This window comes from Rhodoblastus sp., from assembly GCF_041915505.1.
Lineage (GTDB): Bacteria > Pseudomonadota > Alphaproteobacteria > Rhizobiales > Beijerinckiaceae > Rhodoblastus.
The window spans coordinates 1-14,060 of record NZ_JAYSBG010000060.1 but is presented as its reverse complement, the minus strand read 5'-3'; the positions used below and the strand labels follow the sequence as shown (position 1 = coordinate 14,060).

The following is a 14,060-nucleotide window of genomic DNA, read 5'->3' as shown; positions in this document are numbered from 1 at the left end:
GCACGCCGCCAGAGCCAGAGCCAGCAACAGAGCGGGGCCCGCCGCCCGTCCGGTCTTTCTCAAATGTCGCACTGTGTCGTTCCTCGTCGCAGGGCGCCGGTTCAAGGCGCCGCATCGCAACAAACGCCTGGCGAGCTTAACCAAAGGTGAATCGCCCGCGCGTTTCTCGGAAGGCGTAACTGCCCGAAAAAGGCGGCGAGAATGGGACGCCCCGAGCAGCGCCCCCAGGAACGCCCCCAGGAACACCCCCCGGAGCGCCCCTTGCGAGGGCGCCCGAATCCTGATGACCTGAAGCGATGTCGGCGTCCGCTTCCAGCCCTTCGCTCCCGCCGCGACGCAAAGGCTTGCGCCGTTTCGGCTTCTGGCTCGGCATCCTGATTTCGATGTGGGCGATCATCGCCTATCTCGCTCTGCCCGCAATCTGGAAGCGCGCGGAGCGGGGAAGATTGGTGGCGGGCCGCGATCTCGTCACCCGCACCAGCCTCGGGCTGCCCGGCGATCCGATCAATTTCGGCCTGATCGGCGACCGCGCCGAAGTGACCTGCGCCTTTCGCGCGGCAGGTTGGACGCTCGCCGACGCCATCACCTTGCGCTCCAGCATCGGCATTGTCGGCAGCGTCGCCCTGCGACGCCAGGATCTGGCCGCCCCGGTCAGCCCTTTGTTCCTCGACGGCCGGGTCGAGGACATGGCTTTCGAGCGCCCCGTCGGGCTTTCGGCCGCGCGGCGCCATCATATCCGGCTGTGGCGGATTGCCGGCGCGCCCTATGACGGCCGCCCGCTCTGGCTCGCCTCGGCCTCCTATGACGCGCGCGTCGAACTCAGCCATTACACCTTGCAAGTCACCCATCGCATCGGGCCCGATCTCGACGCCGAGCGCGATTTCGTCGGCCGCTCACTCGCCGAGGCCGGCGCGATCCGCTCCTTCTTCCAGATCGAGGGGATCGGCCCGACCCTGCACGGCCGCAATGGCGGCGGCGATCCCTATTTCACCGATGGCGACATCCTGATCGGCGTGCTCGCGCCCGATTGCGCGCTGACGCCGGGCGTCGCCGTGGCGCCGCCGGACAATCCGCCGCAGATCGATCTCCGCAGCGCCATCGTCCATGCTTTGGCCGACAGGTCGTAATCCGCCTTTCACACAGGCGCGCCATGCTTGAACGGCATGGCCCGTCCGACAGGAGCGAATATGAGCGAGACCGCCGACGCGCTGAACGCCGCCGATTTGCCGATCCAGACGTCCTTTTCGGACCATGTCGGCTTCATCGCCCTGGACAATTACCCCAAGCGCAACGCGCTCGGCGGCGAGATGATCGCCGCCATTCTCGGCGCGCTGGAAGTGTTCAAGACCCAGCACGCCCGCGCCGTCGTGCTGCGCTCGGCCCAGCACGACAAGGTCTGGTCGTCGGGCCATTCCGTCGACGAATTGCCGGAAGCCGACCGCGACCCGCTGCCCTATGACGACCCGCTGGAGCAGCTGTTGCGCGCGGTCAAGACCTTTCCGTCGCCCGTGATCGCCATGGTTCACGGCTCGGTCTGGGGCGGCGCCTGCGATCTCGTGCTGGCCTGCGATCTGGTCGTCGCCGACGAAACCGCGACCTTCGCCATCACTCCGGCCAAGATCGGCGTGCCCTATAATATTGTCGGCATTCTCAATTTCATGAGCCAATTGCCCACCGCCGTGGTGAAGGAAATGTTCTTCACCGCCGATCCGGTCGACGCGGAGCGGGCGGAACGGATCGGGCTGGTCAACCGGCTGACGTCTTCGGACGCGCTGGAGGCCGAAACGCTGGCGCTGGCGCGGAAAATCGCCACCCGCTCGCCGGCCGCCATTGCGGCCTTCAAAGAGGCCATGCGGGCGCTCAGCGCCGCCGCGCCGATCAATCCCGACACTTACGAATATCTCCACGGCCTGCGCCGCAATGTCTATCTCGGGCCCGACTATCGCGAAGGCGTCGCCGCCTTCCGTGAGAAGCGCCAGCCGAAATTCTGAGCGGCCGGCTCAAGCATGCGGCGCGGCGAGCCGGTCGCGCAGGTCGACAGTCAGGGTCGCGATCCGCTCGGTCAGCTCATGCACCGTGCGGATCAAGGCGACGTTCTGCTCCATCAAACTATTAACTTATTCCGTCAACTTGTTGTTGTGTTCTATTATTTTGATCGACAGATAGGTCTACCGGTGCGTCGCCGCCTTCCGCGTGAGACGCCCGCCGAAATTCTGATCAGCGAACTTACGCATGAGGCGCGGCGAGCCGGTCGCGCAGGTCGATGGTCAGGGTCGCGATCCGCTCGGTCAGCTCATGCACCGTGCGGGTCAAGGCGATGTTCTGCTCCATCAGTCCATTAACTTGTTCCGTCAATTTGTTGTTCTGACCCATCATTTCGACGAGCAAACAAGTCTGCCGGTGCGTCTCGGCCTGGCGCTCCTCGCTGACCCGGTGGAGGTCTTCGCGATGCAGCGCGTCGGCCTCGCTATGGGCCTTGTCGCGATCGGCCTGCCGGGTCTGGGCGAGCAGGATGAGCGGCGCGGCATAGGCCGCCTGCAGTGAAAAGGCCAGATTGAGCAGGATGAAGGGATAGACGTCGAATGTCGTCCAGCCGAGCAGATTGATCCCCGTCCACACCAGAACGATGAGCGTCTGCCCGATCAGGAAGGTCGGCGTGCCGAAAAAACGCGCGAAGCCTTCAGCCTTGAGGGCGAACCAGTCGTCGCCGAACACCCGGCTGAGATGGGAATGCGGAAGGTGAAACCGCCAATGGCGGCGCCCGGCCATGTCGGAGGCGTTGCTCATGCCATGCTCCTGATCGCGAATTTCCCGCGACAATGCCACAGGCCGGCCGGCGATTCATGAACTTTCGTCGGGCGGCCCGGCCGCCTTTCCTTCGACAAAGGACATCTGGCGCCGCAGCGCGCAAAGTGGCAAAAGGGCGCAGTGGAACAAGGAGAAATTCGCATGGCCGCCTCGGAGCAAGCCGCGCCCTTCGTCGATTCTTTCGCGCCCGCCACCGAAGAGCTGTGGCGCAAGAAGGTGGAGGCCGCCCTCAAGGGCGCCCCGCTGGAAAAGCTCCGCACCAGGACCTATGACGGCTTCGAAATCGAGCCGCTTTACGCCCGCGCCGCGCACAAGCCGCGCGCCTTCCGCGCCGGCGGCGACTGGGCGGTGACCGCCCGCGTCGATCATCCGAACGGCGCCGCCGCCAATGAACTCGCCTTGAGCGAACTCGAAAACGGCGCCAATGGCCTGCATGTCGTCTTCGCCGGCTCGGCGGGCGCCTATGGCTTCGGCCTGAAGGACGCCGCCGCGCTCGCCCTTGCGCTGAAGGACGTCCATCTCGACGCCGGCCTGCGCGTCGTGCTCGACCTGCCGGCGGAGTCCGCCGCTCATGTCGCCGCCCTGCTCGATCTCGTCGCTTCGCGCAACTATGACCCGAGCAAACTCGACATTTCCATCGGCCTCAACCCGATCGCGACCGCCGCCGCCAGCGGCGCGGCGCTGGATTGGGCGGCGGATGGGCCGAAACTGGCCGAGCAGGCCAAAAGCCTCGCTGCCAAGGGCTTCAAATCCGGCCTGATCGTCGCCGACGGCCGCGTGGTCCATGCCGCCGGCGGTTCGCCGGCGCAGGAGCTGGCCTTCACGCTCGCCAGCGGCCTCGCCGCCCTGCGCGCGCTGGAGGCCGCCGGCTTCAGCCTCGACGACGCCCGCAAGGCGATCGACTTCCGCCTCGCCGCCGACGCCGACGAATTCCTCACCCTCGCCAAGTTCCGCGCCCTGCGCCGCCTGTGGGCGGGCGTCGAGCGCGCCTGTGGGCTGGAGGCCAAGCCGATTCGCGTTCACGGCGAAACCGCCTGGCGCATGCTGACCCGCCGCGACCCCTGGGTGAACCTTTTGCGCGCGACCGTCGCGGTGTTTTCCGCCGGCCTTGGCGGCGCCGATTCGATCTCCGTGCTGCCCTTCACCCAGGCGATCGGCCTGCCGGACGCCTTTGCGCGGCGGCTCGCCCGCAACACCCAGCTCGTGCTGCTGGAGGAATCCAATCTCGGCAAGGTGGCCGATCCGGCCGCCGGCTCCGGCGGCGTCGAGACGCTGACCGATTCGCTGGTCGAACAGGGCTACGCCTTGTTCCAGCAGATCGAACAGGCGGGCGGAATCGCCAAGGCGCTGGAAAACGGCGCCTTCCAGGCCGAAGTGGCCAAGACCGCCGCCGAGCGCGCCAAAAATGTCGCGCGCCGCAAGGATCCGCTCACCGGCGCCAGCGAATTCCCCGACATTCACGAAAAGCCGGTGACCGTGCTGCTGCCCGTCCCGCTTGCGCCTGCCGCCGCTCCCAAGGCGCTTGCGCCGCATCGCGCGGCGGAAGCCTTCGAGGCCCTGCGCGATCTGGCCGAGGCTTCCGGCGCGCGCCCGAAAATCTTCCTGGCCAATCTCGGCCCCGTCGCGGCCTTCACCGCCCGCGCCACTTTCGCCAAGAATTTCTTCGAGGCGGGCGGCGTCGAGGCTTTGGGCAATGACGGTTTTCCCAACGCCGCCGCGCTGGCCGAGGGTTTCAAGGCCAGCGGCGCGAAGCTCGCCGTGCTGTGCTCGTCCGACGCCGTCTATGCCGAGCAGGGAATCGAGGCCGCCAAGGCGCTGACCGCCGCCGGCGCCCGGCTCTATGTCGCCGGCCGCGCCGGCGAGCTGGAGGCGCAATGGCGCGCGGCCGGCGCGCACGATTTCGTCTTCGTCGGCAGCGACGTTCTGGCGCAATTGCGCGAGGCCCTCAAAGAAGCGTGACTTTTTTGCGGCGCCCCGAAATTTTCGTGGCGCCGCCGATATTTGGCGCTTTGCACCATCGGCGATCCATGCGACCGAACCTTGATCCATTCACGCTCCGGGCCTTGTTTTCCGCTTAAGCGGCGCAGGTCTGGAAGGCGCGGCGCGCGAAATTGCGCGCACGCCGTCTGCGGTTGCTCAGGGGGTTTTCGTGCGCGCGAAATTGCTGGTCGTTCCGTTCCTGCTGTTCTCTTCCGTTCCGGGCGCGGCGGCGGCCAAGCCGGGCAATGACGGCCAATGGCGCGTCGAGGTCCAGACCACGGTCGGCAATTGCCCGCGCTCGGGCGAGGTCGTCGTCACGATCAAGGACAATCGCGTTTCCGGCATCGACACGCAGGGCGTCGCGCCCTGGGGCTATATCGACGACACCAACACTTTTGTCGGCCGCTTCACCATCGGTGACAAGATCGTGCGCGCCAATGGCGACGTGAAGGGCGCCGCCGCCTCCGGTCCGTGGTCGTCGAACACGGATTATTGCGGCGGCCGCTGGACCGCGCGCAAGGTCGACTAAGCGCCATGCCCCCTTGCGGGCGCGTTTCGGGGCGCTAGGTTTAAGGCATGACCGATCCTGATCCGCCCGCTGAAGACTCCACTGAGCCCCCGCGCTTCGATCTCGCCTTCGACGCGCCGGCCGGCCGGATGCTGCGCGTCTCGCCGCTGGTCCGCCGCCTTGTCGCGCCCAATCCCGGCCCCTTCACCTTCACCGGCACCTGCACCTATATCGTCGGCGAAGGCGAAGTCGCAGTAATCGACCCCGGCCCGGACCTGCCCGGCCATATCGACGCCTTGCTCGACGGCCTCAAGGACGAGCGGGTGATGGCCATTGTCGTCACCCACACCCATCGCGATCATTCGCCCGCCGCGCGCCTGCTGCAGCAAGAGACCGGCGCCGAAATCGTCGGATGTCCGCCGCATTTCCCGGCGCGGGACCTGGCTCTGGGCGAGATCAACAAGCTCGACGCCTCCAACGACATCGACCACAAGCCCGACCGCCTGCTGGCCGACGGCGAGACTTATTCCGGCGCCGGCTTCACTTTGCGTGCGCTGGCGACGCCGGGCCATACCATGAACCATCTCTGTTTCGAGCTGGTCGAGGAAAAGGCTCTGTTCACCGGCGATCACATCATGGGCTGGTCAACCTCCATCGTCGCCCCGCCCGACGGCGCCATGCGGCTCTATCTCGATTCGCTGGAGCGGCTGCGCAGCCTCGACCACGCGATCTATTGGCCCGGCCATGGCGGGCCGGTGAGCCAGCCGCAGCGCTTCGTGCGCGCCTTGCTGCACCACCGCCGCCTGCGCGAGCAATCCATTCTCGCCGCTTTGCGCGACGGCCCCCTGCACGTCCCCGAGATCGTTGAAAAGGTCTATGAAAAGCTCGATCCGCGCCTGAAAGGCGCCGCCGCGCTCTCGACCTTCGCCCATCTCGAAGACCTGTTCGCGCGCGGCGCCGTCGTCACCGCAGGCGATCCGCAATTGACCTCTCGGTTCCGCCTCGCCTGATCAATTGGATTCGTCGCTCTCTTCCAGCGAATCGCTGAGCTTGCCGATCAATTTCGCGCCAGCGCCGAGATCGTTCGGCAGATAGCGGGTCGCCGCCCGCATGTCGACGCGGGTTTCGTCCTGGCCGGGCCGGATGCGGATGGCGATGGCCACCGGCAGGTTGAGCGCGGGCGAGAAGGCGAGCGCGTCAATATGACCCTCGGGCCGTTTCGGGCCGCCGGGCTTCTCTTCCGCGAGGATTTTCCAGCGCAATTGCAGCACTGCCTCGCGCGTGGTCTTGAACGCCTCGTCCATTTCCATGTCGAGCGTAATCGGCTTGACGTCGGGATAAGCCGAAAGCTGGACCTGCCAGCGCTCCGGGTCCGGCGGCCCGGGCGTCCAGCCATTGCGCCCGGCGACGGCCTCGGGCGTGGTCAGGAAAGCGGGCGGGTCGTCGACATCGGTGGAAATATCGCTGAGCCAGGGCGGCGCGCCGGCGGAATAGATCAGCCAGGCTGGATAAGGAACGAGCAGGCCGAGCAGCAGCAGGGTCGCCACGATCCGACCGACGCCGCGCCGGCCCCTGATCCAGATCGAACCCGCCGCCGCCAGCGCGAGACAAAGCGCCAGCGCCGCCACAGCGAGCGCGGCCAGAAAGATGAACAGGCCGACGCCGGGGTCGGGCACCGAATTGGGACGAAAAGTGAGGACGGCGAAAAATTTCGCCAGCGCGCCGCGCGCATGGGCGGCGACCAGGGCGAGCGCGGCGAGCAGCAAGGCCAGTTTGGCGCATCGGGTCGAGAGAACGGCCAGACGCGAGACCGGCTCCTCGATCGTGATGCGCCGCAAGGCGCTGTCCATTCCCCCCATGATCGCCTGTCGCCGTGAAAAGCCGCTCCGCCAAACAGGTATCCCGCCGCGACGCGCGAGGCAAGCGCGGGCCATTTGGCCCAGGACGATCGCTCGAAAGCGATTGTCCTGGTTCTTGCGGGCCTCAATCGCCGGCGGCGGCCTCCGCCGCCTTGGCTACGCTCCGCTAGACGCGTTTCGAGGCGAAAGCCGCCTCGAAACGCCCGCTGCGCGCGGCGCCCGTCGGCGCCGAAAGCCTCTGATACGGCTTCAAGCAATCTCCCGGTCATTTGGCCTTTGCCGGCACATGATTTAGAAGGCGGCTTCAGGATCGGGTCAGCAGCCATGTCGCACAATTCTTTCGGCCATCTCTTCCGCGTCACCACTTTCGGCGAGAGCCACGGCCCGGCCTTGGGCTGCGTGGTCGACGGCTGCCCCTCGCGCATCCCGCTCCAGGCCGAGGAAATCCAGACTTTTCTCGACCTGCGCCGTCCGGGCCAGTCGCGCTTCACCACCCAGCGCCAGGAGCCGGATGCGGTCAAGATTCTGTCGGGCGTGATGAGTGACGACAGCGGCGTCCAGATGACCACCGGCGCGCCGATCGCGCTGCTGATCGAGAACACCGACCAGCGCTCCAAGGACTACGGCGAGATCAAGGATTCCTACCGCCCCGGCCATGCCGATTATGTCTATGACGCCAAATATGGCATTCGCGATTATCGCGGCGGCGGGCGTTCGTCCGCCCGCGAGACGGCGGCGCGGGTGGCGGCGGGCGCCGTCGCGCGCAAGGTGATTCCCGGCGTCAAAATCCGCGCCGCTTTGGTGCAGGTCGGACCGCACAAGATCGATCGGTCGCGCTGGGACTGGGACGAGGTTTCGCGCAATCAATTGTTCTGCCCGGACGCCATCGCGGCGGCGACATGGGCCGATTATCTCGACGAGATTCGCAAGGCCGGCTCGTCAATTGGCGCAGTGCTGGAAGTCGTCGCCGAAGGCGTTCCGGCCGGCTGGGGCGCGCCGATCTATGGCAAGCTCGACGCCGATCTGGCGGCGGCGCTGATGTCGATCAACGCGGTCAAGGGCGTCGAGATCGGCGACGGGTTCGCCTCCGCCGAACTGACCGGCGAGGAAAACGCCGACGAAATGCGCGCCGGTAATGACGGGCCGGTCTTTCTCGCCAATCACGCCGGTGGCGTGCTGGGCGGCATTTCCACCGGCCAGCCGATTGTGGCGCGTTTCGCGGTCAAGCCGACCTCCTCCATCCTGACCCCGCGCCGCTCGGTCGACCGCTATGGCGCCGAGGTCGAGCTGCGCACCAAGGGCCGCCACGACCCTTGCGTCGGCGTGCGCGCGGCCCCGATCGCCGAGGCCATGGTCGCCTGCGTGCTGGCCGACCACTTTTTGCGCCATCGCGGCCAACAGGGTGAGGGATATAGCTGGCCTTTCTCACGTTAGGCCCGATCAGGGCTTCCGCGCCACCGCCCCCACCATCGGCCCCATCGGCAGCGTAAAATCGTTGCGGCCGAGATTGGGCGCGTAAAGCGCGGAAATCGAGCCGTCGAGGAAGAGCGCGTTGTCGCAATGCAGCGTGTCGCGGAACAGGCTGGCGAATTCGTGGAACGTCACCGGCTCGTTGGCGATGGCGAACCAGACCTGCCCCTCGCGGTCGACCCCCACGCCATTGCGCGTCTTGGCCGAGACGCCATCGGCATGGATGCGCGGATGGATCCTGCCGTTCAGCACCAGCATTGGGCCGGATTGCGTGGCGTAATCCGCCGCGGGGCGCTGGCCGAGGAAATGGCCCGTCTCCATCACCCCCGCCTGCCCCGCGCCGATATAGAACACGCCATTGGGCTTGAGATGGAAATTGCCGGCGCCTCCTCGCGTATTGGCGCGGCGCAATTCGACGCCCTTCTCGACATAGAGCCCGACCGGCGCGTTAGCGGCGTCATACATGCCGGCGTTCATGGCGAAGATCAGCTTTTCGCCCTCCTTCAAGGTGGCGGCGGCGGCCTCGAAACTGCCCAGAGGCTCGCCGTCCGGCGCGCGCCAGAACAGGCGCAGATCGTCTTTTTTCGGATCGAACCGGCAGATCGTATAGGACCGCCCGCTCTGTTTGAAATCGGCGCAAGGCGCGGCCGAAGCGGGCGCGACTCCGGCGCAGAGCAGAAGAAAACCGAACAAGGCGCCGAGGCGAAACAGGAAGGGCATGAGGCTCCGGACCGGATTTTAGTATTGCTAAAATCCGGAAAATCTCTAGTTTCATCGCCATGAAGCTGGCGGAATGGTTGCGCAAATCCGGCGTCAGCCGGATCGAGTTCTCGCGGCGGCTCGGCCTGACGCCCGGCGCCGTGAGCCAGCTCTGCAATCAGGAAAGCGTCTGGATGTCGCGCGAGACTGCGCAAGCCATCGCACGCGAAACCCGTGGCGCCGTGACGCCGAACGACTTTCTGCCCGAGGTCGGCTTAAAGGACAAGATGGGAGAAAACGCCGTGACGCATTCCGTGACCCAGGCCATCGAGGCGATCAAGCGCGGCGAGATCGTGATCGTGACCGATGACGACGACCGCGAGAACGAAGGCGATCTGGTGATGGCGGCGAGCCTGTGCACGCCGGAGAAAATGGCCTTCATCATCCGCAATTGCTGCGGCATCGTCTGCGCCCCCCTGAGCGGGGCGGAAGCGCGCCGGCTGCATCTGACGCCGATGGTGGCCGAAAACGACGCCCCGCTCGGCACCGCCTTCACGGTGACGGTGGACGTCAAGCACGGCCTGACCACCGGCATTTCCGCCGAACAGCGCGCCAATACGGTGCGCGGGCTCGCCAACAACAATCTCGGCGCCAATGATTTCGTGCGCCCCGGCCATGTCTTTCCGCTGGTGGCGCGCGAGGGCGGCGTGCTGATGCGCTCCGGCCATACCGAGGCCGCCGTCGACCTGTGCAAGCTCGCCGACCTGCCGCCGGTCGGCGTGATCTGCGAACTGGCCAATGACGACGGCACGGTGATGGTCGGGCCGCAGATCGCGGCCTTCGCCGAAAAGCACAAGCTGAAACAGATTTCGGTCGCCGATCTGATCGCCTATCGCCAGGCGCGCGAAACTTTGGTCGAGCGCGTCGCCGCTTTCCCGGTCAAGACGCAATTCGGTGAATTCGCCGGCTACGCCTTCGTCACGCCGTTCGATTCAGTGCAGCATTTCGCGCTGGTCGCCGGCGATATCGGTGACGGCCGCGACATTCCCGCCCGACTGCACCGCGCGGATATTCTGAGCGATGTGTTCGGCGGCGGCGATTCGATCAATTCGGCGCTGGAAAGCTTCCGCAAACAGGGTCGCGGCGTGCTGGTCTATCTGCGCGACGGCGCGGCCGGCGTGCCCGCCAATCTGGTTGGCCAGCCTCATGAGACCGGCGCCGAGACCGAGCGCGCGCGCAACTGGCTCGATATCGGGGTCGGCGCACAGATCCTGCGCAATCTGGGCGTTGCGTCGATCCGCCTGCGCACCAAGGCGCCGCGTAAATATGTCGGCTTGTCCGGCTTCGGCATCGAGATTTCGGGCACGGAGGACGGCAATTGACCGGCGACGCTGAGGCCCAGCGCCACCGCGAGAAAATGGCCAAGCGCAAGCAGGTCCAGGACGCCGAGGTCGCCGGCAAGACGATCGAATCCAAGGGCCTGCTGATCGTCCATACCGGGCCGGGCAAGGGCAAGTCCACCGCCGCCTTCGGGCTCGCTTTGCGCGCGCTCGGCCATGGCTGGAAGATCGGCGTGGTGCAATTCGGCAAGGGCGCCTGGCAGTCCGGCGAACGCAAGGCTTTGGAGCGCTTTTCCGATCTGGTTTCCTGGCACACACTGGGCGAGGGTTTTACCTGGGAGACGCAGGATCGCGCCCGCGACGTCGCCGCCGCCCAGCGCGCCTGGGACAAGGCGAAGGAATTGATGGCCGATCCCGGCGTAAAATTGCTGGTTCTGGACGAATTGAACATCGCCTTGCGTTACGAGCACCTGCCGCTGGACGAAGTGGTGCCGGAGCTGGCGGCGCGCCGGCCGGATCTGCATGTGATCGTCACAGGCCGCAACGCCAAGCCGGAACTGATCGCGGCCGCCGATCTGGTCACCGAAATGCAGGCGACCAAGCATCATTTCGCCGCCGGCGTGAAGGCGCAGGAAGGCATCGAATTCTAGAATGAGGACCGGCGCGCACACAGGAACGGGCCTCGCCCCCTCTCCCCGCATGCGGGGAGAGGGTTGGGGTGAGGGGCCAACATGGCGCGCGCCGCTCATCACGCGTCCCGTGGCGCGCGCCCCTCACCCCTGCCCTCGCCCCGTTCACACGGGGAGAGGCGGCGAAAACCTCGCGGGGTGGCGGCCGTGACCCGCGCGCTGATGTTTCAGGGCACGGGTTCCGATGTCGGCAAGTCCTTGCTGGTCGCAAGCTTATGCCGCGCTTTCATCCGGCGCGGCCTGAAAGTGCTGCCCTTCAAGCCGCAGAACATGTCGAACAACGCCGCCGTGACGGCGGACGGCGGCGAGATCGGCCGCGCCCAGGCGTTACAGGCGCGGGCCTGCGGCGTCGCGCCGAGCGTCCACATGAATCCGGTGCTGCTGAAGCCCCAAAGCGAGATCGGGTCGCAGATCGTCGTGCAAGGCAGGATTTTCGGAACGGCCAAGGCCCGCGATTATCAGGCCTTGAAACCGCAGCTCGCCGGTTTTGTCTCGGACTCTTTTGCGCGCCTGCGCGGCTCGGCCGATCTGGTTCTGGTCGAGGGCGCGGGCAGTCCGGCCGAGGTCAATCTGCGCAAGGGCGACATCGCCAATATGGGCTTCGCTCGGGCGCATGACGTTCCAGTCGTGCTGATCGGCGATATCGATCGCGGCGGCGTCATCGCGCAGATCGTCGGCACCAAGGCTGTGCTCGATCCCGCCGACGCCGCTTTGGTGCGCGGCTTTGTCATCAATAAATTCCGTGGCGACGCCAGCCTGTTTTCCGAAGGCATGACGCTCATCACGGACACGACCGGCTGGACGGCGCTCGGCCTTGTGCCCTTTTTCGCGGAAGCCGCGCGCCTGCCCGCCGAGGACGCCGTGGCCCTCTCGCGCCGCGCGGCGTCGAAAGACGCGGGCAGGATCGTCGTCGTGCCGCTCATTCCGCGCATCAGTAATTTCGACGATTTCGATCCGCTCAAGCTGGAGCCGGGCGTCGATCTGCGCCTGATTCCGCCGGGAGAGCCTCTGCCCCTATGCGATCTCATCATCCTGCCGGGGACCAAGGCGACCATTGCCGATTTGGCCTTTTTCCGCGCACAGGGCTGGGATGTCGATCTGCTCGCCCATGCCCGACGCGGCGGCAAGATTCTGGGCGTTTGCGGCGGCTATCAGATGTTGGGCAAGACGGTCGCCGACCCGCTCGGCATGGAAGGGCCGCCCGGCGAGGTCGCGGGACTCGGCCTGCTCGATGTCGCGACCGAACTCACCGGCGAAAAAACCCTGCGCGCCTGCGCGGGCGTCTCAACGCCGGAGGGCGCCGCCTTTACCGGCTATGAGATGCATGTCGGCGTGACCGACGGCCCGGACGCCGCGCGACCCCTGCTGCGCTTCGACGACGGCCGCCCGGACGGCGCGATCTCGGCCGATGGCGCGATCCGCGCCTGTTATGTCCACGGCCTGTTCAGCCACGAGACGCAGCGCGCAGCGCTGCTGCGCTGGATCGGCGCCGAGACCTCGGACCTCGCCTATGAGGCCGAGGTCGAACGCGTGCTCGACGCTTTGGCCGCGCATCTCGAAAAACACCTCGATCTCGATGCTTTGCTGGCGCTAGCACGATGATTTGCCGTCATTGCGAGCGCAGCGAAGCAATCCATCTCTCGACCTGTTGAACGACCGCATGGATTGCTTCGCCATAGCCCGTCGAAAGACGGGCGTCTTCCGACGCCCTATGGCTCGCAATGACGCGGCACGGAATATCACTCCAAGTCCGTTCGCCTTGCCTTTCTCATTTGAGGAGGGCCGACGCCAGCAAGGCCAAAGCGAGCATCTGCGCCACGCAGGCGGCGCGGCAGAGCGTCAGCGCGCGGCGGATGTCCGAGGCGTCGAGTTCGGCGCGCCCGTCGCCCATGAATACGTCGTCCACCGTCACGCCGTCATAGACGCGCGGTCCGGCAAGTTTGAAGCCGAGCGCGCCGGCCATCGCCGCTTCCGGCCAGCCGGCATTGGGCGAGCGATGTTTTCCCGCATCGCGTAGCGCCGCCGCCCAGGCGCCGCGCCATTCCGCGCCCGGGGTGAAGGCGGCGGCGAGCAGGATCCACAAAGCCGCCAGCCGCGACGCCGGCAAGTTGATGAGGTCGTCGAACCGCGCTGCCGCCCAGCCGAACTGACGATAGCGCTCGCTTTTATGGCCGATCATCGAATCGGCGGTATTGGCCGCCTTGTAGAGCGCGCCGCCCGGCAGGCCGAGCGCCGCGATCCAGAAGGCGGGCGCGACGACGCCGTCGGAAAAATTCTCCGCCAGGCTTTCCACGGCGGCGCGCGAAACCCCGGCGACATCGAGCGCGGACACGTCACGCCCGACGATCATCGCCACTTTTTCGCGGCCTGCCTCCAGTCCCGCACGCTCCAAAGCCTCGGCCACCGCCGCGACATGGTCGTAAAGGCTGCGTTGGGCGACCAGTGACGAGGCGAGCAGCGCCAGCAGAATAAAGCCGAACAGGTTTCGCGGCGCCCAATCGGAGGCGAAGCGCGCGACAGTCCACGCGACTGCCAAGACGATCAACAAGATCAGGACGCCCAAAAGCTTGCGGTGGGCGTCCGAGGCCTCGGGCCGGTTGAGCATTTGCTCCAGCCGCGCGATAAGGGCGCCGATCCAGCTCACTGGATGGCGCACGGCGGCATAGACCGGCGCGGGATAGCCGATGGCGGCTTCGATGAGCAAGGC

General features: G+C 66.5%; 13 protein-coding genes. 9 read left to right on the top strand and 4 right to left on the bottom strand.

Going from position 1 to position 14,060, the window contains the following annotated elements:
• Nucleotides 1-344 precede the first annotated feature (344 nt).
• Both ACE3S9_RS06160 and scpB read left to right on the top strand, forming a co-directional pair.
• The gene (locus ACE3S9_RS06160; RefSeq protein ID WP_374545562.1) at nucleotides 345-1,127 is read left to right on the top strand and encodes an LssY C-terminal domain-containing protein; all 783 of its coding nucleotides are present in this window, start codon (nucleotides 345-347) and stop codon (nucleotides 1,125-1,127) included.
• Nucleotides 1,128-1,187: 60 nt separating this feature from the next.
• Nucleotides 1,188-1,991, top strand: coding sequence for a methylmalonyl-CoA decarboxylase (gene scpB, locus ACE3S9_RS06155; RefSeq protein ID WP_374545561.1), 804 nt, complete (start codon nucleotides 1,188-1,190; stop codon nucleotides 1,989-1,991).
• A 235-nt stretch (nucleotides 1,992-2,226) separates the two neighbouring features.
• Here the strand turns inward: scpB and ACE3S9_RS06150 are convergent, their stop codons facing one another.
• A complete protein-coding gene (locus ACE3S9_RS06150; protein WP_374545560.1) occupies nucleotides 2,227-2,787 on the bottom strand; it encodes a DUF1003 domain-containing protein in 561 nt (186 codons plus the stop codon).
• Between the two features lie 162 nt (nucleotides 2,788-2,949).
• Here ACE3S9_RS06150 and ACE3S9_RS06145 point away from each other — a divergent pair, with 162 nt between their 5' ends.
• The 3 genes from ACE3S9_RS06145 (at nucleotide 2,950) to ACE3S9_RS06135 (ending at nucleotide 6,306) form a co-directional block, all read left to right on the top strand.
• Nucleotides 2,950-4,767: a methylmalonyl-CoA mutase family protein gene (locus ACE3S9_RS06145; RefSeq protein ID WP_374545559.1), complete on the top strand. Its 1,818-nt coding sequence runs from the start codon at nucleotides 2,950-2,952 to the stop codon at nucleotides 4,765-4,767.
• Nucleotides 4,768-4,957: 190 nt separating this feature from the next.
• Entirely contained in the window at nucleotides 4,958-5,317 is a 360-nt protein-coding gene (locus ACE3S9_RS06140; RefSeq protein ID WP_374545558.1) for a hypothetical protein, read from the top strand.
• 128 nt (nucleotides 5,318-5,445) lie between these two features.
• Nucleotides 5,446-6,306 (top strand): MBL fold metallo-hydrolase, encoded by an 861-nt coding sequence (locus tag ACE3S9_RS06135; RefSeq protein WP_374545564.1) that lies wholly within the window; start codon nucleotides 5,446-5,448, stop codon nucleotides 6,304-6,306.
• On the opposite strand, the gene ACE3S9_RS06130 is transcribed toward ACE3S9_RS06135, so the two are convergent.
• Nucleotides 6,307-7,155, bottom strand: a complete 849-nt coding sequence (locus ACE3S9_RS06130) for a DUF1499 domain-containing protein (RefSeq protein WP_374545557.1) — start codon at nucleotides 7,153-7,155, stop codon at nucleotides 6,307-6,309. It lies immediately after the preceding gene.
• 324 nt (nucleotides 7,156-7,479) lie between these two features.
• On the opposite strand from ACE3S9_RS06130, the gene aroC reads away from it, so the two are divergent.
• On the top strand, nucleotides 7,480-8,589 hold the full coding sequence (gene aroC, locus ACE3S9_RS06125) for a chorismate synthase (RefSeq protein ID WP_374545556.1): 1,110 nt from the start codon (nucleotides 7,480-7,482) through the stop codon (nucleotides 8,587-8,589).
• Nucleotides 8,590-8,595: 6 nt separating this feature from the next.
• Here aroC and ACE3S9_RS06120 read toward each other — a convergent pair whose 3' ends face one another.
• Nucleotides 8,596-9,345, bottom strand: a complete 750-nt coding sequence (locus ACE3S9_RS06120; protein WP_374545555.1) for a phosphodiester glycosidase family protein — start codon at nucleotides 9,343-9,345, stop codon at nucleotides 8,596-8,598.
• Between the two features lie 59 nt (nucleotides 9,346-9,404).
• Here ACE3S9_RS06120 and ribB point away from each other — a divergent pair, with 59 nt between their 5' ends.
• The 3 genes from ribB to ACE3S9_RS06105 all read left to right on the top strand — a co-directional run bounded on the left by ribB (nucleotide 9,405) and on the right by ACE3S9_RS06105 (nucleotide 12,955).
• The gene (ribB, locus tag ACE3S9_RS06115; RefSeq protein WP_374545554.1) at nucleotides 9,405-10,706 is read left to right on the top strand and encodes a 3,4-dihydroxy-2-butanone-4-phosphate synthase; all 1,302 of its coding nucleotides are present in this window, start codon (nucleotides 9,405-9,407) and stop codon (nucleotides 10,704-10,706) included.
• Nucleotides 10,703-11,314 (top strand): cob(I)yrinic acid a,c-diamide adenosyltransferase, encoded by a 612-nt coding sequence (gene cobO / locus ACE3S9_RS06110; protein ID WP_374545553.1) that lies wholly within the window; start codon nucleotides 10,703-10,705, stop codon nucleotides 11,312-11,314. Before ribB ends, cobO begins: the two co-directional genes overlap by 4 nt.
• Before the next feature lie 201 nt (nucleotides 11,315-11,515).
• Nucleotides 11,516-12,955: a cobyric acid synthase gene (locus tag ACE3S9_RS06105; RefSeq protein ID WP_374545563.1), complete on the top strand. Its 1,440-nt coding sequence runs from the start codon at nucleotides 11,516-11,518 to the stop codon at nucleotides 12,953-12,955.
• 166 nt (nucleotides 12,956-13,121) lie between these two features.
• Here the strand turns inward: ACE3S9_RS06105 and cbiB are convergent.
• A partial coding sequence (gene cbiB, locus ACE3S9_RS06100; RefSeq protein ID WP_374545552.1) for an adenosylcobinamide-phosphate synthase CbiB occupies nucleotides 13,122-14,060 on the bottom strand: 939 nt, incomplete at its 5' end.

Excerpts from the sequence above, each read along its gene's own strand:
- ribB (WP_374545554.1), top strand. The coding sequence starts at position 9,405 with ATGAAGCTGGCGGAATGGTTGCGCAAATCCGGCGTCAGCCGGATCGAG.
- ACE3S9_RS06145 (WP_374545559.1), top strand. The coding sequence starts at position 2,950 with ATGGCCGCCTCGGAGCAAGCCGCGCCCTTCGTCGATTCTTTCGCGCCC.
- ACE3S9_RS06135 (WP_374545564.1), top strand. The coding sequence starts at position 5,446 with ATGCTGCGCGTCTCGCCGCTGGTCCGCCGCCTTGTCGCGCCCAATCCC.
- ACE3S9_RS06130 (WP_374545557.1), bottom strand. The coding sequence starts at position 7,155 with ATGGGGGGAATGGACAGCGCCTTGCGGCGCATCACGATCGAGGAGCCG.
- aroC (WP_374545556.1), top strand. The coding sequence starts at position 7,480 with ATGTCGCACAATTCTTTCGGCCATCTCTTCCGCGTCACCACTTTCGGC.
- ACE3S9_RS06105 (WP_374545563.1), top strand. The coding sequence starts at position 11,516 with ATGTTTCAGGGCACGGGTTCCGATGTCGGCAAGTCCTTGCTGGTCGCA.
- scpB (WP_374545561.1), top strand. The coding sequence starts at position 1,188 with ATGAGCGAGACCGCCGACGCGCTGAACGCCGCCGATTTGCCGATCCAG.
- ACE3S9_RS06120 (WP_374545555.1), bottom strand. The coding sequence starts at position 9,345 with ATGCCCTTCCTGTTTCGCCTCGGCGCCTTGTTCGGTTTTCTTCTGCTC.
- ACE3S9_RS06150 (WP_374545560.1), bottom strand. The coding sequence starts at position 2,787 with ATGAGCAACGCCTCCGACATGGCCGGGCGCCGCCATTGGCGGTTTCAC.